The sequence below is a fragment of the Vibrio sp. 1751 genome (assembly GCF_033339895.1).
Lineage (GTDB): Bacteria > Pseudomonadota > Gammaproteobacteria > Enterobacterales > Vibrionaceae > Vibrio > Vibrio alginolyticus.
The window spans coordinates 1-25,312 of the sequence record NZ_JAWOVM010000067.1 but is presented as its reverse complement, the minus strand read 5'-3'; the positions used below and the strand labels follow the sequence as shown (position 1 = coordinate 25,312).

Below are 25,312 nucleotides of genomic sequence, written 5' to 3'. Positions count from 1 at the left end.
GTCTACGTTTCGCGATCCGTGAAGGTGGCCGTACAGTAGGTGCTGGTGTTGTTGCTAAGATCTTCGACTAATTCATAACGAATTAAACGAAATCTTGCACTGTTCTTCTTTTTGAAGAAAGCGCATCGAAAAGGGAAGCTTAGGCTTCCCTTTTTCATTTCTAGATTACATTTAGTTATAAGTGTTGAAATAAAAGACGTCACTTTTTCGATTTAAAAACAGAGTTTTACCGGCTTTATTTCTTAACGCTTTTACTCACCCCTCTTAACCCTTTGATCTTTTCCTGCAGCGGTAAAATCTTTATAACCAAATATTCTGAGCGGACACCATAATGCGACTGGTAACAAGAACTATTCTTGTTTATATTGTTTGTCACAGATTAGTTTTATAGGTTTTTTGAGTATGTACGTTTGTCTTTGCCATGGTGTCTCCGACAAAAAAATTAGGAAGTTGGCGATAGATGAAGGCGTAACAGATATTAAAGGAATCAAAAAGTGCACGGCATTGGGCAGCCAATGTGGTAAGTGCATCAGACAGGCCAAGGAAATTTTAGCGGAAACTAGTTACACGGAATTTAAACAAGCCAGCTAATTGCTGTAAGTATGCAGTAATTATTTGCCTTACATTTTGACACCTTCTCATTTGCTTCTACATTTAAATGAAGCCAAAGAGGAGGGTTTTGTCATGAAAGGCGATCCAATCATCATTCAACATCTCAATAAAGTGCTCGGTAACGAGCTCGTCGCTATTAATCAGTATTTTCTTCACGCCCGAATGTATAAAGACTGGGGCTTAAAGCACCTAGCAGACAAGGAATATCACGAATCTATCGATGAGATGAAGCATGCCGATCATCTAATTGAGCGTATTTTGTTCCTTGAAGGCCTACCGAACCTACAAGATTTAGGTAAGTTGATGATTGGTGAAGATACCAAGGAAATGCTCGAGTGTGACTTAAAGCTTGAAATGGCGGCTATTCCAGATTTAAAAGATGCGATTGCCTACGCTGAAGACATTCGAGATTATGTGTCTCGAGATCTCTTCCAAGATATTCTTGAAGATGAAGAAGAACATGTTGATTGGCTAGAGACGCAACTTGGCTTGATTGAAATGTCTGGTATTGAGAATTATCTCCAAGCGCAATACGTGGACGAAGAGTAACGATACTTTCTGAGTTTGCATACTCCAATAATAGTAAGAAGAAAGAGCACCTGACTCGAAAATCAGGTGCTTAACCCCGTTATCTGGTCTAATCTCTTTTATTATCGGCTTTTTAAGGATATTGCTCGCAATCTTGCCTATGAAGTTTGATTTCTATCCGATAGAATTTATGCCCCCTTACCTAAAAATAAAAAAGAGAAACGTCCATGTCTGAAGACAACCACCAAGCAGCCACTCCAGAAGAAGAACATCGCCAAAAAGCATTGGATTACCATGCTTATCCAACTCCAGGAAAGATTGCTGTCGAACTTACAAAGCCTGCGGAAACGGCGGGTGATCTTGCCCTTGCTTACAGCCCTGGTGTTGCAGAGCCAGTGCGTGAAATCGCACAAAACCCGGATAACGTGTACAAGTACACTGCAAAAGGGAACATGGTTGCTGTTATTTCTAACGGTACCGCTATTCTAGGTCTAGGTAACCTAGGTCCACTTGCATCTAAGCCAGTGATGGAAGGTAAAGCGTTACTGTTTAAGCGTTTCGCAGGTCTTGACTCTATTGATATTGAAGTTAAGCACCGCACGATCGATGAATTTGTGGATACTGTTGCGAGCATTGCAGACACTTTTGGCGGTATCAACCTTGAAGATATTAAAGCACCAGACTGTTTTGAGATTGAAAAGCGTCTGATTGAGCGTTGTGATGTACCAGTATTCCACGATGATCAACATGGTACTGCTATTGTAACGGCAGCGGGTATGCTGAATGCAATCGAACTTCAAGGTAAGAAACTTGAAGATTCAACAATTGTTTGTCTTGGCGCTGGCGCTGCCGCTGTAGCGTGTATGGAGCTTCTGATCAAATGCGGTGCAATGCGCGAAAAAATCTACATGCTAGATCGCAAAGGTGTGATTCACACTCGTCGTGATGACCTTAATGAATATAAGCAGTTATTTGCGAACAATACAGATAAGCGCACACTAGAAGACGTAATTGAAGGTGCAGATCTGTTCCTAGGTGTATCTGGTCCAAACCTGTTGCCAGCGGAAGCGTTGAAGTTGATGGCTGATAAGCCAATCGTATTCGCATGTTCTAACCCGGATCCTGAAATCAAGCCGGAACTTGCTCACGCAGTTCGTGATGACTTGATCATGGGTACTGGCCGTAGTGATTATCCTAACCAAGTTAACAACGTATTGTGTTTCCCATTCATTTTCCGTGGTGCTCTTGATGTGCGTGCAAGTGAAATCAATGATGAAATGAAACTTGCAGCCGTTGAGGCGATTCGCGAGCTAGCAAAAGAGCCTGTACCTGAAGCCGTATTGAAGGCTGCCGGTGTTGATAAGCTAGAGTTTGGTGCGGACTATATTATTCCAAAACCAATGGATTCACGTTTGCTACCACGTGTTGCAAAAGCGGTTGCTCAGGCGGCGGTTAATTCAGGTGTAGCTCGTATCGAGATGCCTGAAAACTACATGGCAGAGTAATATATCTTTCAGATGTGATACACAAAAAATGGGACGCTATTGCGTCCCATTTTTTATGTCATCCATTTGGCTCGAGGCAAGAGTTATTACCTGAAACCTTTTATCAGGCTTTTTTATTCTTCGTCGAATGACTCAAATTCGATGCCCATTTCCGTCATCAGCGCTTTTACTTCTGTTGGAATATCATCAGGACGGTCTTTACGAAGGTCTTCATCTGTCGGAAGTGGCTGACCTGTGTACGCGTGCAAAAATGCCTCGCATAGCAATTCGCTATTGGTTGCATGGCGTAAGTTATTGATCTGACGGCGAGTACGCTCATCAGTTAGCACCTTTAAAACTTTTAGCGGGATAGAGACGGTAATTTTTTTTACTTGTTCGCTTTTTTTGCCGTGCTCTGCATATGGGCTAATGTATTCGCCATTCCAGTCAGCCATTGCACACCTTCATTTATGTAATCGGTTAAAAATAATTTAGGTGCTGATTTTAGCTGCATTTACCGCCATAAGCAAAGACATATAGACGTCTAGAAGTGTTGACGTCTCATTTTTTGACGAGTAAAGTGAACATAACAGCAAAGGAAGCGTGTTGATCACTTTATGTTACTCATTAGATATAGCGCATTCCTATTTAGAAGTCATTACCCGTGAAAGGATACACCCATGAGCACTCGCAAACCTGCGACCATTGCAGTACGCACTGGTATTGAATCAGACAGCCAATATCATGCTGTCGTTCCACCTATTTATCTTTCCACTAACTATGGTTTTCCTGCTTTTGGTGAAGTGCCCAAGTATGATTACACACGATCTGGTAATCCAAACCGCGGACTGTTGGAAAGTGCGCTATCTGAACTTGAGTCTGGAAAAGGAGCGGTTGTTACTAACTGCGGTACGTCGGCATTAAATTTATGGGTTTCCGCTTTTCTCGGCCCAGATGATCTCATTATTGCTCCTCACGATTGTTATGGTGGTACCTATCGTCTTTTTAATACCCGAGCTAACAAAGGCGATTTTAAGGTTCAGTTTGTCGATCAATCAGACGAACAGGCTTTAGATGCTGCATTGGCACAAAAACCAAAACTCATTTTGCTAGAAACTCCGTCAAACCCTCTGGTTCGCGTAGTGGATATTGCAGCTACTTGTGAAAAAGCGAAACAAGTCGGTGCGTTAGTTGCGGTGGACAATACCTTTTTGACACCCGTGTACCAAAAACCTTTAGAGCTAGGTGCGGATTTTGTTATCCACTCCACAACAAAGTACATCAACGGTCATTCGGACGTAATTGGTGGGGTAATCATCACCAACACAGAAGCGCATGCAGAAGAGCTTGCATGGTGGGGCAATTGTATTGGTGCAACGGGCACACCTTTCGATAGTTACATGACACTGCGAGGTATTCGTACGCTTGGTGCTCGTATGAAAGTACATGAAGAGAGCTCACAGCAGGTACTGGCTTACCTACAGAAACAAGCGTTAGTTAAAACTATCTATCATCCAAGCCTGCCGGAACATCCAGGTCACGACATTGCTAAAAAGCAGCAAACGGGCTTTGGCTCTATGTTGAGTTTTGAGTTTGCTGGTTCGTTTGAGCAGCTAAAGGTGTTTGTGAAAGAGCTCCAACTGTTTTCATTAGCTGAATCATTAGGTGGTGTAGAAAGTTTGATTTGCCACCCGGCATCCATGACTCACCGTGCAATGGGTGAGGAGGCACTGGCGGAGGCTGGGGTCTCTCATCAACTATTGCGTTTGTCTGTCGGTTTGGAAGATGCACAAGACCTCATCACAGATTTAGAACAAGCGTTCGCTAAAGCTACCCAGTAATAGGAGACGATAACAATGACTGTACAACGTCAGCTGCATAAGTTTGGTGGCAGTAGCTTAGCAAACCCAGAATGCTACTTACGCGTTGTGGGTATTCTCAAAGAGTATTCGACAGAAAATGATCTTGTGGTCGTCTCTGCTGCAGGAAAAACCACTAATCGCTTGATTGAGTTTTTGGAAGGGTTAAATAAAGATGGCCGAATTGCGCATGAAGCGCTTCAAAGCTTGAGACAGTTCCAAACTGAGCTAATAGAAAGCTTGTTGGAGAGTGAAGCAAAAGAAGAGCTGTTAGCTTTATTACATGATGAGTTCAGTACTCTCTCGGAGCTGACTGCACCACTCACTAATGCGCAAAAAGCTGCGGTACTGGGACACGGAGAAGTATGGTCTGCTCGCCTATTGGCCGCGTTATTATCTCAACGTTCTATCCCTGCGGTTGCACAAGATGCACGAGCGTTTTTACGTGCAGAAGCGGGAACTCAACCAGAGGTTGATCGCGCTCGTTCATACCCTTTAATTAAAGAGATCCTCGCGCAGCATAACCATAAACGTGTGGTAATTACTGGCTTTATGGCTCAGAACGAGGCAGGAGAAACCATTCTACTTGGTCGTAACGGCTCTGACTATTCTGCAACGGTCATAGGCGCGCTTGCTGAAGTCAGTACTGTCACGATTTGGAGTGATGTTGCTGGTGTTTATAGTGCCGATCCACGTTTGGTGTCTGATGCTTGTTTATTACCGTTACTTCGATTGGATGAAGCCAGTGAACTTGCTCGCTTAGCTGCCCCAGTGCTACACAGTCGTACGCTTCAGCCTGTGGCGCAAAGTACCATGGACCTTAATCTCAAGTGTAGCTATCTGCCAGAGTCGGGTTCTACTCGTATTGAGCGTGTATTGGCATCTGGTCGTGGCGCTAAAATTATTACTTCACTGGATGATGTTTTATTGGTGCAGTTGTCTTTCATGCATGGGCACGACTTCGAAAAAACACAGAGTGATGTATTACAAGCGTTGCAGCGCGCGCAATTAGAGCCATTGGCATTTGAAGCTCAATCCGATCAGCATACGCTACGCTTGGCTTACACCGCAGAAATCGCCGGTGGTGCATTGAAACACTTGCAAGAGCTTGCGGTAGAGGCAGAAATTAAGCTAAAAGAAGGTTACTCGCTCTTAGCTGCGGTAGGTGCAGGCGTTACGAAAAACGCCAATCATTGCTTTGGCTTTTATCAGAAGCTAAAGCACTCTCCGGTAGAATTTATCTCTGAAACAGACTCAGGGCTGAGCCTAGTCGCTGTTTTGCGCCGTACTGATACCGAGGCGTTGGTTCAAACGATTCATAGCCAGTTGTTCCAAGCGCAAAAACGCGTGGCAGTGGCTTTATGTGGCAAGGGTAATATTGGTTCTAGTTGGTTAAATTTATTTGCGACGCAAAAAAGTGAGCTCGAAAAACGTCATGGTATGAGCTTTGATCTTGTCGCGGTTGTGGATAGCCAAACCTATTGGTTCGATGAGCAAGGTATTGAGGCGGTGAGTGTTGCTGAACGATTTGATGATGAAAGCATAGCAAACAATGGGGATTGGCTGGCACGTTTGGGAGCGCTTAAAAGCTACGATGAAGCCGTCGTGCTTGATGTTACCGCGAGTAAAGATTTGGCTCAGCGCTACGTAGAAATCGCACAGCAAGGCATTCATTTGATTTCCGCCAACAAAGTGGCCGGTTCCGCAGATAGTCAGTACTACCATCAGGTTCAAGATGCATTCGCTAAAATTGGTCGTCATTGGCTATACAACGCAACGGTTGGTGCTGGGTTACCGATAAACCATACCGTGCGAGATCTTCGTGAAAGTGGGGATGAAATCGTCGCTCTATCGGGGATTTTCTCGGGGACGTTATCATGGCTGTTCCAACAGTTTGATGGTTCTGTGCCATTTAATGATTTAGTCGATCTTGCTTGGCAGCAAGGGTTAACCGAACCTGACCCTCGTTCTGATTTAGATGGCTCCGATGTAATGCGTAAGTTAGTCATCTTGGCTCGAGAATCGGGCCTAGATATAGAACCAGACAGCGTTAAAGTTGAGTCTTTGGTGCCAGAAGAATTAAGAGAACTGAGCTTAGATGATTTCTTCGATAATGGAGCATTGTTGAGTGAAATACTTCAAGAGCGTCTGACAAAAGCACAGAGAAACGATCAAGTGCTTCGCTATGTGGCGCGTTTAGAAAAAAATGGTAAAGCAACGGTGGGAGTCGAAGCGTTATCTCGTGAGCACGCGCTCGCCAACTTATTGCCATGCGATAACATTTTTGCCATAGAGAGCAAGTGGTACAAAGATAACCCTCTGGTAATTCGAGGACCAGGCGCAGGCAGAGAAGTGACAGCCGGCGCTATTCAATCCGACCTCAACCGATTGGCTGGTTTATTTTAAAGTTGCGATTGACCTAAAAACCCTGGAATTAATCCAGGGTTTTTTATTCCCCTATCAGTGCCATACTGAAGTCATAACCCGTGCAAAATGGCGAGATGATGCTCAAGTAGAAACTTGAACTATCTTCATTATTAACTTGAGAAAAATTCATAATTACAAGGTTGACATTAAATCGTATTCAATACATTCTGTAGACATATAGACGTCTAAACGTCGATTTTAAGGATTTGTTTTCGTGGCGGAGTGCCGCAGGGAGAGTAAGATGGGATATACGCACGCAGGCCATATCGACGCCTTGAACCAGAATATTGCTGAGTTATCAGATAACATCAATGTATCGTTTGAGTTTTTTCCGCCAAGCAGCGCTAAGATGGAAGAAACACTTTGGAATTCAGTGCACCGTCTTAAAACGCTTCAACCTAAATTTGTTTCTGTGACTTACGGTGCGAACTCCGGCGAGCGTGACAGAACACACTCCATCATTAAAGAAATTAAAGCAACAACCGGATTGGTTGCCGCTCCCCATCTCACTTGTATTGATGCGACTCGTGAAGAGTTGATTAATATTGCCGATGATTATTGGAACAATGGTATTGAAAATATCGTCGCTCTGCGTGGTGATATTCCTCCAGGTGGCGGTGCGCCTGATATGTATGCCTCGGATTTGGTTGAGCTGCTGAAATCACGCCACGATTTCGATATCTCCGTTGCTGCATTCCCTGAGGTTCACCCTGAAGCTAAAAGCGCACAGTCTGACTTATTGAACCTAAAACGTAAGGTAGATGCAGGTGCAAACCGTGCTATTACTCAGTTCTTTTTTGACGTTGAGTCTTACCTGCGATTCCGTGACCGTTGTGTCGCAGCAGGAATTGACGTAGAAATTGTGCCAGGAATTTTGCCTGTATCGAACTTTAAGCAAGCGTCTCGCTTTGCGGCACAGAACAACGTGAAAGTACCAGGATGGATGAGCAAACAATTCGATGGTTTGGATGATGATCCGGTGACTCGCCAGCTTGTAGGAGCTAGCCAAGCTATTGATATGGTGCGTGTACTGAGTCGTGAAGGGGTTAAGGACTTTCACTTCTACACACTAAACCGTGCAGAGATGACTTACGCGTTATGCCATACGTTGGGTGTTCGTCCTCGCGCAGTAGTCGGTGCGTAAATCTGGTTTCAAAAAGATAAAAGGCTTGCCAAGTGGCAAGCCTTTTTCGTTTTATCAAAGCAAAAGGAGTTTAACCAATCACTTCAAGTTCAGTTAGAACTTCTTCTGCCCAAGTGATCCAAGTTTCACGTAACAGAAGGTTACGGCGAAGCGTTAGACGTTCTAGGCGAGCTTGTTTATCTAAAGTTGACGGCGTTGCGTAGTAAGCCGCTTCAATTTCTTTGTAGTGAGAAACCAGTTTGCGAGACTCTTCAACTAGCTCGGCGAGTTGGTCACGGAATGGAGCTGCAGGTTGAACGGCACATGCCATCAATTTCGCTGAAAACTCATCACGAACTGTTGGGTGTGCAGTTGGTTGATCAAACCACTCTCCTAAAGCGCTGCGACCAGCGTCTGTAATGGAGTAAACCTTGCGGTCTGGTTTGCCTTCTTGGGGTTCTAATACGCAAGTAACCAGTTCTTTCTCAGCCATTTTGTTGAGTTCACGGTACACCTGTTGGTGGCTTGCTTTCCAGAAGTAACCGATGCTAGCAGAGAATTCTTTAGTGATATCGTAACCGGTTGCGTCGCGAGTGCTAAGAACAGTTAAGATTACGTGTGGTAATGACATGTCTTCAATCCAAATGGTCAATAAACTTGTAAACAAGCTACTTATACTTTCAGCTGCGCTCTTACTGGCACTTGAGTTTTTTAATGTATAAGTAGCACCAACAATGTTGGTCCTGTCACCTTAAAGCCGTTTATCACCTAGAGAGATGGGGAGTCCCATCAAGGCTGGAGCAGGTATGATTGGATTTATGAGCTCTCAGCAGGCAAGTAGTATATAAATAATAAGCATGAAGTGGAATAGTAGGACAAAATTACCCTAAAAAACTAACATAATAATCAATAGTGTTAACTTGTGGTTTTTTATTCTTTTGTTTTGGTATTTTTTGGGTCTTTAGTGGTTTATTTGACTACTTTTGTTTTGGTGCGATTATCCTGTGATAAAAAAAAGCTGAGCATTTGCCCAGCTTTTTATTAAAAATGAAACGATTAGCCTGTGTTACGCATACCTGCAGCAATACCAGCAATCGTCACCATCAACGCTTCTTCCAAGTTTGCAGAAGCTTCTTCGGTTTGACGCGTGCGGTATAGTAGCTCTGCTTGTAGCATATTCAATGGCTCAACGTAGATATTGCGTAAGCGAATCGACTCGAGTCCCCAAGGGTCATGCTGCATCAAGTTTTCATTGTTCTCTACATTCAGTACCGCTTTGATGTCTTCTTGAAGCTGAGCACGAAGCTTTTCACCGAGTGGACGGAGCGACTCATCCACCAATCGCTCATCGTAGTAGCGAGAGATATCAATATTACACTTCGAGTACACCATTTCCAGCATGCCGAGACGAGTTGAGAAAAATGGCCATTCGCGGCACATCTCTTCGAGCAATGCTTGGTGGCCTTTATCGATCGAGTATTGAATCGCTTCACCTGCGCCTAGCCATGCAGGAAGTACCAAACGGTTTTGACTCCATGAGAAGATCCACGGGATTGCACGTAAGCTTTCTACTCCGCCCTTAGGGTTGCGTTTTGCAGGACGAGAACCAAGTGGCAACTTGCCGAGTTCGAGTTCTGGTGTTGCTTGGCGGAAGTAAGGCACGAAATCTGGCTCGCCACGAACCACATTTCGGTAAGACTCACAGCTTACTTCTGATAGCACTTCCATCAAGTCGCGCCATTCTTGTTTTGGCTCTGGTGGCGGTAACAAGTTGGCCTCCAGAATCGCACTTGCGTATAGGTTAAAGCTGTTTACTGCGACATCTGGGAGCCCCAGTTTAAAGCGGATCATCTCGCCTTGTTCTGTTACACGTAAACCGCCTTTCAAGCTTTTTGGTGGTTGCGACAAAAGCGCAGCATGCGCAGGTGCACCACCGCGACCGACTGTGCCCCCACGACCATGGAATAGAGTTAGCTCAACGCCTTCTTCCTCAGCCACTTTAACTAACGATTCCATCGCATGATACTGAGCCCAACCAGCAGACATAACACCTGCATCTTTCGCTGAGTCAGAGTAACCAATCATGACCATCTGGTGGTTTTGGATAAAACCACGGTAAAGGTCAATCCCCATAAGCTGCTTGATGACCGATTCTGCGTTGTTCAAATCGTCTAGCGTTTCGAACAGAGGACACACATCCATGCGGTAAGGGCAACCCGCTTCTTGTAGCAGTAGATGAACGGCTAGTACGTCAGAGGCGGTACGTGCCATTGAAATAACGTAAGCGCCAAACGCTTCACGCGGTTGTGCTGCAACAATCTTGCAGGTATCCAAAACCTCTTTGACGGGTTCAGACGGTTCCCAATCACGAGGGAGAAGCGGACGTTTAGATGCAAGCTCGTTAGTTAGAAAAGCAATCTTATCTTGCTCACTCCATTGTTCGTAATCACCAATACCTAAGTAGCGAGTTAGTTCAGACAAGACGTCTGAGTGACGCGTGCTCTCTTGGCGGATATCAAGACGTACAAGATGGATACCAAATGCTTTTACGCGGCGTAGTGTATCCAGTAGTGAGCCGTTGGCTATTACACCCATGCCACATTCGTTTAGTGACTGGTAGCAGGCATACAGCGGTTCCCAAAGTTGCTCGACTTTTTGCAGTGGTGCTTTAACAGCCAGCTTTTGACCGTGGATCTTAGCATCGAGAATATCTTTGGTTTCATTGAGCAGAGTGCGTAATTGCTTCAGGATCGCACGGTATGGTTCGTGCTGATCTTCGCCAGCAAGTTCACGGACTTGATCGTTTGAAACTGTCATAGACAGCTCGCTGATCAACTCGTTGATGTCATTGAGATAAAGATCGGCGGCTTTCCAACGAGACAATAGTAAGACTTCACGCGTAACGTTGTGAGTAACAAACGGGTTACCGTCACGGTCACCGCCCATCCAAGAGGAGAAGTGCACTGGGCGAGCATCAATGGGTAAACCTTCTCCAAGGTAAGATTTTAGACGGTCATTCATCTCACGTAGGAAGTCCGGTACTGCTTCCCATAGAGAGTTTTCAACGACCGCAAAGCCCCACTTTGCTTCATCCAACGGAGTAGGGCGTTGTTGTCGAATCACGTCTGAATGCCAGCCTTGGGCAATCAGTTGCTCTAGGCGGCGTTCGGTTTTTCTGCGCTCTTTAGAAGAAAGATCGCTTAGCTCCAACTTTGATAAGCACTCGTTTATCTTGACCAGTTTGTTGATCATCGTGCGGCGCGTAATTTCTGTTGGGTGAGCCGTCAATACCAATTCAATATTCAGATCACGAACCGCTTGGGCAGTGTCCAGTTTGCTCACATCGTTTTGTACCAGTTTAGAAAACAGCGAGTTAATCGCGTCTGGTTCGCAAATGTGCTCTTCACAATGGCGTGAAATCGTGTGGTATTGCTCAGCGATATTGGTGAGGTTTAGAAATTGGTTAAACGCGCGAGTAACGGGCGTTAGCTGCTCATCAGGTAGATGTTTGATTTCTTCGATCAAGCTGTCCCTGTCTGCTTGATTCCCTGCTTGAGCTGATTTGGATAATTTACGAATGGTTTCCACTTTCTCGAAGATTTCTTCGCCATGGGCATCGCGAATGGTGTTACCCAATAAGTGGCCTAACATGCGCACATTACTTTTGAGTGCGGCGTATTTCTCGTTCATTGTCGTCCTGCCTCGTAAAAAAACTACATCCATTGTCCTTGTTAAGACTCCAATCTAGCGAAAAGCACCAGTTATAGTCAAATAAAGCAGACTAAGTTTGCAATTATTCCGCTGTCTCCTGATTTAGAGCAAATTTACGGCAGCCATAGAGTAAGAAGTGAAAATTAATTACAAAATAACAAGTTAAATAAGTGTTAAGACTAGCGCTAAATTGTGAAGATAAAAAGATGCAGCTCAATCGAGCTGCACAGACTTTCGAGCTTAAACGCGTATTAACAGCAGTACTTGACCATTGCCTTTGAAAGCACATCAATTGTGGGGTCGATAAAGTCGAAGGATAGAAACTCATCCGGTTGATGGGCTTGGTCGATTGACCCAGGGCCGAGCACCAAGGTTGGACACAACTGTTGTAGAAATGGTGCTTCAGTACAGTAGTTCACGGTTTCTGAACTGGTTTGGCAGATCTCTTCAACACCACCGATAAATGGGTGGTCATGTTGGCATTCGTAACCCGGAATAGGCTCATGCAATGGAATAATCTCCAGTCTCCCAGGCCATTTCGCTTCGACTTCTTTTAATGCTCCGCGCAACATGTTCTCTAAACCATCAAGGCTAATGCCGGGAAGAGGACGCACGTCGTAATGCAGCTCACAGCAACCACAAATACGGTTAGCGCTGTCACCACCGTGAATGTGTCCAAGATTTAGGGTAGGGCTTGGAATGGCAAAACCCGGATGCTGATATTCTTTAATCAATTTGTCACGCAGTTGCATCATGGCGAACATGACTTCATGCATGATCTCAATAGCGTTAACGCCAAGCGCTGGGTCCGATGAGTGACCGGACTTGCCTGTTACGCGAATGGCATTTGCCACATGCCCTTTATGACCTCGAATTGGTACAAGGCTGGTGGGTTCACCAATGATGCAGTAATCCGGCTTAAATGGGGCGTTTGCTGTGAAATGTCGCGCGCCCAACATGGTGGTCTCTTCGTCACAAGTGGCTAATACGTAAAGTGGTTTGCTCTGCTTGCTCCAATCGACTTTCTTCACTGCTTCATAAATAAAGGCGAAAAAGCCTTTCATGTCTGCTGTGCCTAAACCGTAGAAGCGGTTGTCTTTTTCCGTCAGTTTATGCGGATCAAAATTCCATCGCCCTTGATCGAATGGCACGGTATCGCTATGGCCAGCAAGTAAAAGGCCACCTTCACCCTCACCCATACGTGCGATCATATTGTGCTTGCCTGGCTCGACTTCGATCACTTCAACGCTAAAACCCAGATCTTTAAACCAAGATGCGAGTTTTTCGATGACTTTTGCATTGCCCTGATCCCAGCTCGGATCCGTGGAGCTGATAGAAGAGGTGCTGATGAGTCCTTCATAGACCTCTAGAAAAGTTGGTAATTGCATGGATTCTTCAAATCTCCTGTTGACAGACAGACCACAAAAATGTAAAACACATATTAAATCATATTTAATGAATAAAAAATCAAAATAAAGCAAAAATTAAATATGAATAGTCATTTGAGCCTTTAAGTATATGGATGTTACACAATGCTAAAAACCACGATTATTGGAGCCAGCGGTTACACCGGCGCAGAGTTAGCGTTAATGGTTAATAAACACCCACAACTCACGCTATCAGGTTTATACGTTTCCGCCAACAGTGTTGATGCGGGAAAGAGCATCGCGCAGCTGCACGGTAAGCTAGCGGGCATCATTGATATGCCAGTTTTACCACTAACGGATCCACTGCAAATCGCTCAAGAATCGGACGTGGTGTTTTTGGCAACGGCTCACGAAGTCAGCCATGATTTAGCCCCAACTTTCTTGGAGGCAGGCTGTCAGGTATTCGATTTATCGGGTGCATTCCGTGTGAAAAGTGAAGGCTTTTACGACACTTTTTATGGCTTCGAACATCAACATAACAACTGGCTAGATAAAGCAGCATACGGCTTAGCAGAGTGGAACCAAGAATCAATAAAAACCACTCCTTTGATTGCAGTAGCAGGTTGCTACCCAACCGCTTCACAGCTTGCAATCAAACCTTTATTAGAACATGCGTTGCTCGATACCAACCAATGGCCAGTGATCAACGCAACCAGTGGTGTATCAGGTGCAGGGCGTAAAGCCTCCATGGTTAACAGCTTCTGTGAAGTGAGCTTGCAACCTTATGGTGTATTTAACCATCGTCACCAGCCAGAGATTGCTCAGCACTTGGGTTGCGATGTGATTTTTACTCCGCACCTCGGCAACTTTAAACGCGGCATTCTTGCCACTATCACCATGAAGCTTGCGCAAGGTGTGACAGAAGCACAAGTGGCACAGGCGTTTGAACAAGCTTATCAAGGCAAGCCTGCGGTGCGTCTTAAAGGCGACGGTATTCCACGTATTCAGGATGTCGAAAATACCCCTTTCTGCGATATCGGCTGGAAGGTACAAGGCGAACACATCATTGTGATTTCAGCTATCGACAACCTACTTAAAGGTGCATCGAGTCAAGCGATGCAATGTCTCAATATTCATTACGGTTACCCAGAACTGACAGCGTTGCTGTAGTCGTTGAAAGAGGGAAATGCGATGACGCAAACCAATCAAGCTCCTTTAGTCATTAAGCTAGGTGGTGCAGCTCTATCATGCACTCAAACCTTAAGCCAACTTTTTGGTGCCATTGCGGCTTACCAAAAATCGGCACAGCGACAAATCGCCATCGTTCATGGCGGTGGCTACCTAGTTGATGAGTTGATGGCAAAGCTTCAGCTTGAAACCGTTAAGAAAAACGGTTTACGCGTAACGCCTTACGATCAAATTCCTGTGATTGCAGGCGCGCTTGCAGGCACTGCGAATAAGTTACTTCAAGGTCAAGCGATTGCGGACGGTCTTAACGCTGTGGGCCTTAGCCTTGCGGATGGTGGTTTGTGTCTTGTTGAAGAACTTGACCCAGAACTCGGCGCGGTAGGCAAAGCATCACCGGGTGACTCAGCACTATTACAAGCGGTGCTAAACACAGGTGCACTGCCGATCATCAGTTCAATTGGTTTAACCAAAGATGGCCAGATGATGAATGTGAATGCTGATCAAGCAGCAGTCGCGGTTGCGGGCGCATTAGATGCGGAGTTAGTCCTGTTATCAGACGTGAGTGGTGTATTAGATGGAAAAGGCCATTTGATCAAAACCCTGTCAGAGCAGCAAGCTAACTCGTTGATCGATGGACATGTGATCACCGATGGCATGATCGTCAAAGTTAAAGCCGCTTTGGAGGCCGCCAATGATCTTGGCCGTCCAATTGAAGTCGCGACCTGGCGTTACCCAGAAAAATTAGCACAGTTATTCGCTGGTGAAAGTATTGGTACTCAATTCTTGCCTCAATAAGCATCAGCAAAAGAATTCAATATTAGGAAGTCGTAGTTGGCACTGACCGCCGAGCGCAGCGCCAGTTAAGTTTGGAGAAAAAACATGAGCAAAGTGAACGTAAATAAAGTGGTAGTCGCATACTCAGGCGGTCTAGATACTTCAGTAATTATCCCGTGGCTAAAAGAGAACTACGACTGTGAAGTAGTGGCTTTCGTTGCCGATGTTGGTCAAGGTGCCGAAGAGCTAGAAGGCATTGAAGCGAAAGCAAAAGCCTCCGGTGCTTCTGAATGCTACATCGCTGACCTGAAAGAAGAAATGGTCGCAGACTACATTTACCCAACGCTAAAAACCGGCGCGTACTACGAAGGTAAGTACCTGCTAGGTACATCAATGGCGCGTCCAATCATTGCTAAAGCGCAGGTTGAAGTGGCACGTAAAGTGGGCGCGGACGCACTGTGTCATGGCTGTACAGGTAAAGGTAACGACCAAGTGCGTTTCGAAGGTGCATTCGCAGCACTAGCACCGGACTTACAAGTGATTGCACCTTGGCGTGAGTGGGACCTAGTGAGCCGTGAAGAGTGTTTGGATTACCTCGCTGAGCGTAATATTCCTTGCTCTGCGTCTCTTACTAAGATCTATTCACGTGATGCAAACGCATGGCACATTTCGACGGAAGGCGGCGTTTTAGAAGATACTTGGAACGCACCAAACGAAGACTGCTGGGTGTGGACTGTCGACCCAGAGCAAGCGCCAAATGAAGCGGAATACGTCACGCTGAAAGTAGAAAAAGGTGAAGTGGTCGAAGTTGATGGTGAAGCGATGACACCATACAACGCACTGGTTTACCTAAACGAGAAGGGCGCTAAGCACGGTGTTGGCCGTATCGATATCGTGGAAAACCGTCTTGTTGGAATGAAGTCTCGTGGTTGCTATGAAACACCGGGAGGCACCATCATGATGGAAGCGCTGCGCGCTGTAGAGCAGCTTGTGCTAGACAAATCATCATTCGAATTCCGTGAGGAGCTAGGTCTAAAAGCGTCTCACCTTGTATACGATGGCCGTTGGTTTACGCCACTATGTAAATCGATCCTTGCTGCTTCAGAAGAGCTAGCGCAAGACGTTAACGGTGAAGTGGTTGTTAAGCTTTACAAAGGTCAAGCGACAGTCACGCAAAAACGTTCTGACAACAGCTTGTATTCAGAAGAGTTCGCGACTTTTGGTGAAGATGAAGTGTACGACCAAAGCCATGCAGGTGGGTTCATCCGTCTTTACTCGCTATCAAGCCGTATTCGTGCATTGAACAGCCAGAAGAAATAATCCCTTAACATCCATCTTGGATTGAATAAAGACCCGCCATTTATAGGCGGGTCTTTTGGTTTCTAAAAGCGGGTACCTAAATTTGGCTTGAATATATATGTAAAAATATTGAATTTATACTTTATTTTTTATCGAAATTGCCGTAACGTTGACCCATAAGAAAAAGTGAGCAAATGACCATCAAATTGGTTACTACTCATTCGAGAACGTTAGAGTAAGCAATAGTCATCAGGAGAGACGCAATGGCATTATGGGGCGGAAGATTTACCCAAGCGGCAGACACCAGATTTAAAGAGTTCAATGATTCGTTGCGTTTTGACTACCGATTGGCTGAGCAAGACATCGTAGGTTCAATCGCATGGTCTAAAGCTCTGCTTTCTGTTGATGTGCTATCGGCAGAAGAACAGCAAAAACTGGAACTTGCTTTAAATGAGCTGAAGTTAGAAGTGATGGAAGACCCTCACCAAATTCTTCGCTCTGATGCAGAAGATATCCACTCTTGGGTTGAACAGCAGCTAATCAGTAAAGTGGGAGATTTAGGTAAAAAACTCCACACTGGGCGTTCTCGGAATGACCAAGTCGCCACAGACTTGAAACTTTGGTGTCGTCAGCAAGGTCAGCAATTGTTGATTGCTTTAGATCGCCTACAAGCACAAATGGTCCATGTTGCTAAACAGCACCAAGGCACCGTATTGCCAGGCTATACTCATCTTCAGCGTGCTCAACCTGTAACCTTTGCTCACTGGTGCTTGGCTTATGTTGAAATGTTCGAGCGTGACTACTCTCGTCTGAATGATGCCTTACAGCGTCTCGATACTTGTCCACTTGGCTCGGGTGCGTTAGCGGGAACGGCTTATCCGATTGATCGCGAACAATTAGCACATAATCTCGGTTTCCACCGTGCTACGCGTAATTCACTCGATTCGGTTTCAGATCGTGATCATGTGATGGAGCTGATGTCGGTGGCTTCGATTTCTATGCTGCACCTTTCTCGTCTCGCCGAAGATATGATCTTCTACAATTCAGGCGAGTCAAACTTCATTGAGTTAGCGGATACGGTGACATCTGGTTCGTCATTAATGCCACAGAAGAAAAACCCAGATGCACTTGAGTTGATCCGTGGTAAGACAGGGCGTGTCTATGGCGCATTATCGAGCATGATGATGACAGTTAAAGCCTTGCCATTGGCGTACAACAAAGACATGCAGGAAGATAAAGAAGGGTTGTTTGACGCTTTAGATACATGGAACGACTGCATGGAAATGGCAGCTCTGTGTTTTGACGGTATTAAAGTGAATGGCGAGCGCACACTAGAAGCGGCGAAACAAGGTTACGCAAACTCGACGGAGTTAGCTGATTACCTAGTGGCGAAAGGCATCCCATTCCGTGAAGCTCACCACATCGTCGGTGTCGCGGTCGTTGGTGCTATTGCTAAAGGTTGTGCGCTAGAAGAGCTGTCTATCGAAGAGTTAAAAGCCTTCTCAGAAGTCATTGAAGCGGATGTGTATGACATTCTGACTATCGATTCGTGTTTGGAAAAGCGTTGTGCTTTGGGGGGGGTTTCGCCTCACCAGGTCGCTTACGCGGTAGAACAAGCGGATAAGCGCCTGAGCCAGCGTGACAGCTCGGCGGTGAAAGTGCGTCCTGCACGTTTGACGGACATTGAAACGTTGGAAGGTATGGTTGCTTACTGGGCGAACCTTGGTGAGAATCTTCCGCGCTCTCGTAATGAGCTCGTGAGAGATATTGGCTCTTTCGCGGTGGCTGAGCATCATGGTGAAGTGACGGGTTGCGCTTCTCTATATGTGTATGACTCAGGGTTGGCTGAAATACGCTCTCTTGGTATCGAAGCGGGCTGGCAAGGCCAAGGGCAGGGCAGTGCGATTGTGAACTATTTGGTTGAGAAAGCGCGCCAGATGGCGATCAAGAAAGTCTTTGTTCTAACGCGAACGCCTGAGTTCTTTATGAAGCAAAGCTTTTTACCGACATCGAAGTCATTACTGCCGGAGAAAGTTCTGAAAGATTGCGATCAGTGCCCACGTCAACATGCATGTGATGAGGTAGCGCTTGAGATCAATTTAATGGAGCAAGTGATCCAAAAAACGCATGTGGCATGAACTGAAGTTGTGGAGTGATTTTATTAGCATTCAATGACATAGTCATTTTCCTGTTTACTTACATCAGTATTCGCTAAAAAAATCGAAAAAATTTGGAACCTTTGAGAGGAAGCCCGGTCTATTAAAGTACCACTGCTTTTTCTTAGAAGAATCTAAGAGAGCCCCAGAACTGACATTGGTTTTGGGGCTTTTTTCTATCTGTCACTTTTCTCTTTTTTATTCGTTTTTTTTTGTCCCCGTCGACGCTGCCAAGGCAAGATGACAAAACGCATCCATAAGTGTAAAAACAACAAAACGTTGAAAGCGAAGCCGGCAAAGATCAAAGTGATCGACTCGATGCTTTGTGGATCATCTTTGAGCGTAAACCACCATACAATCCAACACAGTACAGAAAGTACCGTCAATTGATCCAAGCATCGTTGGCAACGTCCAAGTTTTTTCCAAAACCAATGTTCTTCGCAGCGGCGACAAGTCATAGTGTTTTCCAAACCATTAGTGTTGCTTCAGATTATATATCTAACTATATGGTGGAAAGCGTTTCTTGTACCGGACTTAGAGCGCTATGACACAACCAAAAATGGAAAGTTAGCTTTGTAAAAGCTTTGTGGCACGTAATTGATGTATGGTGCGCTGTCAGTCTTTAACAGGAAATATAATGATGTCGACAGAGTTGAAACTTGCGCTGAGTATCGCTGGTGGGTTCTTTATGATCGGTGTTGTCGCGATTTGTATGGTCAGCCGCTATGCAATGATGGCAGCGTAAGAGAGATTTCATTGCGCCAAAGTAGTAAAGCAAAGCCTCGTTGATGACGAGGCTTGCTTTATATTTAGATAGAAGCCTGAAAGCGTTAGCAGCCTGGGCCGCAGTCAAGACAATGTTTCACCATTTCTGGCCCTAAGTGTAGTTTTGCATTCAAATCACGTAGAGCGGTGCGGACGCCTTCTTCAATCACTGGGTGATAGAAGGGCATATCTAACATCTCAGAAATCGTCATCCTATTTTGGTGCGCCCATGCTAAAAGGTGCGCAAGATGCTCTGCATTCGGGCCCATCATTTCTGCACCTAAAAAACGTCCAGTGCCTTGCTCTCCGTAGACATGCAGAATGCCTTTATTACGAAGCATGACGCGCGAACGTCCTTGATTTTCAAACGAGACTTCACCGGTTGCGAAACATCCACATGTGCCTAGACGTGTTTCTAGTTGTTTATATGTTTCGCCAACCATAGCAATTTGAGGGTCGGAGAACACGGCTGAAATTGGTGAGCGACGCAGACCCGCACGAATATCTGGGAAACGGCCTGCGTTGTCTCCAGCAATTCGGCCTTGGTCAGCGGCTTCGTGCAGCAGTGGAATTTGGTTACTTGCATCACCTGCGATGAAGATGCTCTCTACCGAAGTTTGCAATGTGTAGTGATCCGCCGTTGGTACGCCACGTTCATCGAGAGCCACATTGGTGTTCTCGATCGCCAGCTTATCGACGTTTGGACGACGACCCGTTGCGGCCAATACGTAATCGACAACGAAAGTTTCTAATTCGCCATCATGGTTGATGAATTGGATTTCGACCTTGTCTTCGCCGTCATTGTCTGACGAAGCAATGCGTTTCATACTTTCGACTTTTACATCTGCATCAAGGTAGAACTCTTCCTTAAAGGCTTTATCTGCATACGCCATCACCTCTGGGTCTGTCAGTGGGCCCACTTGTCCTCCAAGGCCAAAGAGCTTCACGTTTACTCCTAGGCGGTGTAAAGCCTGACCCAATTCAAGGCCGATGACTCCTGGGCCAAATACTGCCACGGACTCTGGTAAGTCATCCCAGTCAAATACATCATCGTTAATCACTAGGCGATCACCCAGTTCATTCCAAGCTGCCGGATATGCTGGACGAGATCCTGTCGCAATAACAATGCGCTGTGCGGTGACCTGAGTATGATCATCTATGATGAGAGTGTGGTCATCGGCAAACTTCGCGTAGCCCGATAGTTTGTCTTCAGCGGGAATATCATCGACACTTTCAAGCACAAAGCCAACAAAACGATCGCGTTCGCGCTTTACACGATCCATAACTTCTCGTCCGTTAATTCGTACTTCACCTTGCGGGTGTATCCCAAATCCAGGTGCTTTTTCGATTTGATGAACACTTTCTGCTGCCGCAATTAACAGCTTAGACGGCATGCATCCGACACGAGCACAGGTTGTTCCGTAGGGACCGCCCTCAATCATTACCACGCTGTTGGTATGAGCTTTTGCTGCTCGATAAGCACCAAGACCAGCCGTACCGCCACCAATAATCGCTACGTCGACATTTACTTGTTTCATCGTGAACTCTCGCTTTTGTTTTAAGCCAAGCTAGCTACATTGAGCTTGGAGAGTGAATTGGATAGTTGAATCTGGATAAGTAGTCACCTTAGTGGCAGATGACTACTTATCTAGACTAGTAGAAGAAGTGGTTTAGGGTTGGCCTCCGAGCCAAAAGGCACCGGAGACCGAGGGTGTAGGCTATGGACAGCTTAGCCTAGATACGCTTCTAGCTCTTCGCTACCGCCGATATGCTTGCCACCGATAAAGACTTGTGGAACAGTCGTGCGACCAGATATAGCTCGTAGACTAACTGTTGTTGCGTCTTTACCCAGAATCACTTCTTCATATTGAAGACCGTGGTCAATCAGATTTTGTTTCGCTTTCATACAGAAAGGGCAGCCTGGTTTAGTGAACACCGTGATGGATTCTTGCGTTTTGTAGTCAGGCGCTATGTAGTTCAGCATCGTATCTGCGTCTGACACCTTGAATGGGTCGCCTGGTTCGTTTGGCTCAATGAACATTTTTTCCACTACGCCATCTTTTACTAGCATGCTGTAACGCCATGAACGTTTGCCAAAGCCGATGTCGTTTTTATCCACTAACATACCCATGCCATCGGTGAATTCACCATTACCATCCGGGATGAAGGTAATGTTTTCTGCTTCTTGGTCTTGTTTCCATGCATTCATCACGAACGTATCATTGACCGAGACACAAATAATCTCATCCACTCCGTGCTCTTTAAATACAGGGAACAATTCGTTGTAACGAGGTAGATGGCTTGATGAACAGGTTGGAGTAAATGCACCCGGTAAGCTAAATACGATAACGGTCTTACCTTTAAATAGCTCATCGGTCGTTACATTCACCCAAGAGTCACCTTGACGAACTGGAAAAGTAACTTGAGGGACTTGTTGACCTTCTTTAGATACAAACATAATGATTTCCTTTAACTATTTTAAATTATGCGTATAGAGCTTAGCGTTTTTCGTCGCTCTGTTTCGTTTTGTTGAGCCCATTATTGTAAAAATCCTTTGATAGCTCTAATCGTTTGGTGTTATGGTTTTGATAGGTATTAGCTATTGTTAAAGAAGCGAAGCGTGAAGTATGAATATTCGAGATTTTGAGTACTTAGTTGCACTTGCGGAACATAAGCACTTTCGCAAAGCGGCAGAGGCATGTTTTGTTAGCCAGCCAACATTGAGTGGGCAAATTCGTAAACTAGAGGATGAACTCGGGACCACGCTTTTAGAGCGAAGCAGCCGACGTGTTTTGTTTACCGATTCAGGGTTACAGCTGGTGGAGCAGGCTAAACGCATCTTAAGTGAAGTGAAAACCTTCAGAGATATGGCAAGCGGTCAAAGCGGAGCCATGACTGGACCGATGCATATTGGTTTCATCCCGACGGTTGGGCCTTATCTACTACCCAAAATTCTGCCGCAGATAAAAGAAGCATTTCCTGAGTTGGAACTATTTCTGCACGAAGCTCAAACACATCAATTAGTGCGTCAATTGGAAGAAGGCAAACTAGATTGCTTAGTTTTAGCTTCGGTTGATGAAACTGCGCCATTTAAAGAGATCGAAGTGTATCAAGAGCCATTAAGTGTCGCAGTGCCATGTGACCACGAGTGGGCCTCTCTCGACCATGTTGATATGTTGGAGCTGAATGGTAAAACCGTTTTAGCGTTGGGAGACGGCCACTGTCTGCGAGATCAAGCGTTAGGTTTTTGTTTTGCCGCTGGTGCAAAAGACGATGAGCGTTTTAAAGCCACCAGCTTGGAGACGTTACGCAACATGGTTGCTGCCGGTGCGGGGATTACGTTATTGCCTCAACTTTCTATCCCTAATGAGAAGCAAAAAGATGGCGTATGCTACGTACCAGCTGTTAACCCAACCCCCTCGCGTAATATCGTTCTCGTATACCGTCCGGGCTCACCATTACGAGCTAGGTTTGAAGCTTTAGCAGCGAAGATTAAAGAGGTGTTGGCTTCTTATCCATCATTGAATGCAGCAGCATAAAAAGCAGAAATAAAAAAGGGAGAGCTTGATGCTCTCCCTTGTGCTTTTGTGATTTAGAACAGTTCTTCTGCGCCAGAGCCTGAAGAATAAATACTATCTTCTAAACGGTCGCCAGCGTATTCGGTAGGCTCCGTGCCTTTTTCAAAGTATTCGAACATTGATGTGCTATCTACTTTGTGCGTTAGCATACCGCTGTTGCGATCAATACGAACTCGAATAATATCCTCTGGAATATTTTTACCTTGCTCCGGCGTCCCTTCTAGCGCAACACGCATGAAGTCAATCCAAGCAGGCTCTGCGGTTTTCGCACCCGACTCGGCACCAGAAATTTGGCCTTGCCCTAGGTTGCTGTTAACAGTGGTGCGGCCAAGTGCACGTGAATGATCATCAAAGCCAACCCAAGCTATCGCAACGACACCAGGTCCATAGCCATTGTACCAAGCATCCTTGGAATCATTCGTTGTACCCGTTTTACCCCCGATATCTCGACGACCAAGTTTTTGCGCGCGCCAGCCTGTACCATTCCAACCTGTGCCTTCACGCCAGTTACCGCCACCCCAAATGTTGCTGTACATCATCTCACGCATTAAGAATGCATTCTGTTCAGAGATAACTTGCGGTGCATATTGAGGTTCATCATTTTCAAGGGCATTGTCTGTTGCAAGGCCATCAATTGCGACGTCTTGTTCGCCAAATTCATCAGCGTAGCGATTTTCTGGCTGCTCGCTCATTTGTGGACAATCTTTATGACAAACACTCTTTGGATTGGCTTTAAACAGTACTTCACCGAATGCATCTTCCACGCGTTCTACATAGAATGGTTCAACGTAATAACCACCGTTCGCAAACACAGAGTAACCTTGTGCCACTTTCATTGGTGTTAAGCTGCCAGCTCCGAGTGCGATGGTCTCTGAGCGCGGTACTTGGTTAATATCAAAACCGAAACGAGTAAGGTACTGACGTGTCTCCTCGAGGCCAACTTCACGGAGTGTACGCACTGCCATGACGTTTTTTGATTGAGCTAAGCCGAGGCGAAGACGCGTTGGACCACCATAAGTCGGTGGTGAGTTTTTTGGTCGCCAAGCTGAACCAGAACCTGCATCCCACTTGTTGATCGGCGCATCGTTAATCAAAGTGGCTAGAGTCAGCCCTTTGTCAATTGCTGCCGAGTAGATGAAAGGCTTGATACTTGAACCAACCTGACGCACTGACATGGTTGCACGGTTAAACTTGCTGTGAACAAAGTTGAAACCACCAACCAGCGACAATATCGCGCCATTTTCTGGGTTCATCGCAACAAACGCGGTGTTTGCTGTCGGCACTTGGCTCAGTTTCCAGCTCAGTGTTGTGTTGTCATCTTCATCGGTTTCACTTACTTCGCGAACCCAAACTTGTTGACCTGTCGCTAGCACATCATGCGCTGACTTTGGTGTTGAGCCTTGGCGGTTATCAGTAATGTACTTACGCGCCCAGTGCATTCCAGTCCAAGGGATGGTTTGCTCTTCATGGTTCTTAACCCATACTTGTGCCGTCTTATCATCGACTTTCGTCACAACCGCAGGGTAAAGGTCACCATAAGTTGGCTGTTTCTTCAGGTGCTTTTCTATTTGCTCATTGTCCCAGGCCGCTTCCCCTTCTTTCCAAAGCACACTTTCTGCACCACGGTAGCCATGACGTTCATCGTATGACAAGAGGTTATTTACCGCAGACGTATTTGCAGCATCTTGCAGTTTAGAATCCACAGTCATGTAGATATTCAAGCCAGAGGTATAAGCTTCCTCTTCACCGTACTCTTTTACTGCCCATGCACGAGCCAACTCTGCTACGTAAGGTGCGGAAAGCTCAATCTCAGCGCTATGATAACGCGCCATAATAGGCTCATTGCGTGCTTCGTCATACTGCTCTTGTGTAATGTATTTCTCATCAAGCATTCGCATTAATACAACGTTACGGCGTTTTGTTGCGCGCTCAAGAGAGTAAATTGGGTTCATGGTTGATGGCGCTTTTGGCATACCAGCGAGTGTTGCAATCTCACTTAACGTCAATTCATCAAGGCTCTTGCCAAAATACACTTGAGCGGCAGCACCAAAGCCATATGAGCGGTAACCAAGGAAGATTTTATTGACATAAAGCTCCATGATTTCTTGCTTACTTAAAAGCTGCTCAATATGGATAGCAATAAAAATCTCTTTAATCTTACGCATGATCTTCTTCTCATTAGATAAGAAGAAGTTACGAGCTAGCTGTTGCGTAATCGTACTTGCACCCTGTTTAGCCGAGCCTGAAACCGCAACAACAACCGCTGCACGAGTGATGCCGATAGGGTCGATACCAGGATGCTCGTAGAAACGGCTATCTTCGGTTGCGATGAGCGCGTGAATTAAGTCTTGAGGAATTTCGTCATAAGTAACAGGAATACGACGCTTTTCACCGAACTGTGCGATCAGCTTCCCGTCTTGACTAAACACCTTCATAGGTGT

19 protein-coding genes and 1 pseudogene are annotated in these 25,312 nt (G+C 45.6%); 12 read left to right on the top strand and 8 right to left on the bottom strand.

Annotated features, from left to right (window positions below; translation table 11 throughout):
- The 4 genes and pseudogenes from R7041_RS17675 to R7041_RS17660 form a co-directional block, all read left to right on the top strand.
- Positions 1-71, top strand: a pseudogene (locus tag R7041_RS17675) (elongation factor Tu); the annotation flags it as partial.
- Positions 72-402: 331 nt separating this feature from the next.
- Positions 403-591, top strand: coding sequence for a (2Fe-2S)-binding protein (locus R7041_RS17670; protein ID WP_005381360.1), 189 nt, complete (start codon positions 403-405; stop codon positions 589-591).
- A gap of 93 nt (positions 592-684) precedes the next feature.
- Positions 685-1,161: a bacterioferritin gene (gene bfr, locus R7041_RS17665; protein ID WP_005381359.1), complete on the top strand. Its 477-nt coding sequence runs from the start codon at positions 685-687 to the stop codon at positions 1,159-1,161.
- 206 nt (positions 1,162-1,367) lie between these two features.
- A complete protein-coding gene (locus R7041_RS17660) occupies positions 1,368-2,645 on the top strand; it encodes a malic enzyme-like NAD(P)-binding protein (RefSeq protein WP_005381358.1) in 1,278 nt (425 codons plus the stop codon).
- Positions 2,646-2,758: 113 nt separating this feature from the next.
- Here the strand turns inward: R7041_RS17660 and metJ are convergent, their stop codons facing one another.
- The gene (gene metJ, locus R7041_RS17655) at positions 2,759-3,079 is read right to left on the bottom strand and encodes a met regulon transcriptional regulator MetJ (RefSeq protein WP_005381353.1); all 321 of its coding nucleotides are present in this window, start codon (positions 3,077-3,079) and stop codon (positions 2,759-2,761) included.
- Positions 3,080-3,304: 225 nt separating this feature from the next.
- On the opposite strand from metJ, the gene R7041_RS17650 reads away from it, so the two are divergent.
- The 3 genes from R7041_RS17650 to metF all read left to right on the top strand — a co-directional run bounded on the left by R7041_RS17650 (position 3,305) and on the right by metF (position 8,054).
- Positions 3,305-4,465, top strand: a complete 1,161-nt coding sequence (locus R7041_RS17650; protein ID WP_005381350.1) for an O-succinylhomoserine (thiol)-lyase — start codon at positions 3,305-3,307, stop codon at positions 4,463-4,465.
- A 15-nt stretch (positions 4,466-4,480) separates the two neighbouring features.
- Positions 4,481-6,889: a bifunctional aspartate kinase/homoserine dehydrogenase II gene (locus tag R7041_RS17645; protein ID WP_053307548.1), complete on the top strand. Its 2,409-nt coding sequence runs from the start codon at positions 4,481-4,483 to the stop codon at positions 6,887-6,889.
- 262 nt (positions 6,890-7,151) lie between these two features.
- A complete protein-coding gene (gene metF / locus R7041_RS17640; protein WP_005381345.1) occupies positions 7,152-8,054 on the top strand; it encodes a methylenetetrahydrofolate reductase in 903 nt (300 codons plus the stop codon).
- 70 nt (positions 8,055-8,124) lie between these two features.
- Here metF and R7041_RS17635 read toward each other — a convergent pair whose 3' ends face one another.
- The 3 genes from R7041_RS17635 to argE all read right to left on the bottom strand — a co-directional run bounded on the left by R7041_RS17635 (position 8,125) and on the right by argE (position 13,132).
- Positions 8,125-8,664, bottom strand: a complete 540-nt coding sequence (locus tag R7041_RS17635; protein WP_005382791.1) for a PadR family transcriptional regulator — start codon at positions 8,662-8,664, stop codon at positions 8,125-8,127.
- Between the two features lie 425 nt (positions 8,665-9,089).
- Complete coding sequence (gene ppc, locus R7041_RS17630; protein WP_005381336.1) at positions 9,090-11,723, bottom strand: phosphoenolpyruvate carboxylase; 2,634 nt, start codon at positions 11,721-11,723, stop codon at positions 9,090-9,092.
- Positions 11,724-11,995: 272 nt separating this feature from the next.
- The gene (gene argE, locus R7041_RS17625; RefSeq protein ID WP_171346293.1) at positions 11,996-13,132 is read right to left on the bottom strand and encodes an acetylornithine deacetylase; all 1,137 of its coding nucleotides are present in this window, start codon (positions 13,130-13,132) and stop codon (positions 11,996-11,998) included.
- Positions 13,133-13,276: 144 nt separating this feature from the next.
- On the opposite strand from argE, the gene argC reads away from it, so the two are divergent.
- The 4 genes from argC (at position 13,277) to argH (ending at position 18,510) form a co-directional block, all read left to right on the top strand.
- Complete coding sequence (argC, locus tag R7041_RS17620; RefSeq protein ID WP_005382790.1) at positions 13,277-14,281, top strand: N-acetyl-gamma-glutamyl-phosphate reductase; 1,005 nt, start codon at positions 13,277-13,279, stop codon at positions 14,279-14,281.
- Positions 14,282-14,302: 21 nt separating this feature from the next.
- Positions 14,303-15,094 (top strand): acetylglutamate kinase, encoded by a 792-nt coding sequence (argB, locus tag R7041_RS17615; RefSeq protein ID WP_005381333.1) that lies wholly within the window; start codon positions 14,303-14,305, stop codon positions 15,092-15,094.
- A gap of 84 nt (positions 15,095-15,178) precedes the next feature.
- Entirely contained in the window at positions 15,179-16,393 is a 1,215-nt protein-coding gene (locus tag R7041_RS17610; protein WP_017821738.1) for an argininosuccinate synthase, read from the top strand.
- A gap of 242 nt (positions 16,394-16,635) precedes the next feature.
- On the top strand, positions 16,636-18,510 hold the full coding sequence (argH, locus tag R7041_RS17605; RefSeq protein WP_005381331.1) for an argininosuccinate lyase: 1,875 nt from the start codon (positions 16,636-16,638) through the stop codon (positions 18,508-18,510).
- Positions 18,511-18,704: 194 nt separating this feature from the next.
- Here argH and R7041_RS17600 read toward each other — a convergent pair whose 3' ends face one another.
- The 3 genes from R7041_RS17600 to R7041_RS17590 all read right to left on the bottom strand — a co-directional run bounded on the left by R7041_RS17600 (position 18,705) and on the right by R7041_RS17590 (position 21,751).
- Complete coding sequence (locus R7041_RS17600) at positions 18,705-18,986, bottom strand: DUF3624 domain-containing protein (RefSeq protein WP_206949733.1); 282 nt, start codon at positions 18,984-18,986, stop codon at positions 18,705-18,707.
- A 372-nt stretch (positions 18,987-19,358) separates the two neighbouring features.
- Positions 19,359-20,831 carry a dihydrolipoyl dehydrogenase gene (locus R7041_RS17595; protein ID WP_053304156.1) on the bottom strand — a complete coding sequence of 491 codons (1,473 nt, stop codon included), beginning with the start codon at positions 20,829-20,831 and terminating at the stop codon, positions 19,359-19,361.
- Positions 20,832-21,022: 191 nt separating this feature from the next.
- On the bottom strand, positions 21,023-21,751 hold the full coding sequence (locus R7041_RS17590) for a redoxin family protein (protein ID WP_005382781.1): 729 nt from the start codon (positions 21,749-21,751) through the stop codon (positions 21,023-21,025).
- Between the two features lie 169 nt (positions 21,752-21,920).
- Here R7041_RS17590 and oxyR point away from each other — a divergent pair, with 169 nt between their 5' ends.
- Positions 21,921-22,832, top strand: coding sequence for a DNA-binding transcriptional regulator OxyR (gene oxyR, locus R7041_RS17585; protein WP_005381326.1), 912 nt, complete (start codon positions 21,921-21,923; stop codon positions 22,830-22,832).
- Between the two features lie 53 nt (positions 22,833-22,885).
- On the opposite strand, the gene R7041_RS17580 is transcribed toward oxyR, so the two are convergent.
- A partial coding sequence (locus R7041_RS17580) for a PBP1A family penicillin-binding protein (RefSeq protein ID WP_318128669.1) occupies positions 22,886-25,312 on the bottom strand: 2,427 nt, incomplete at its 5' end.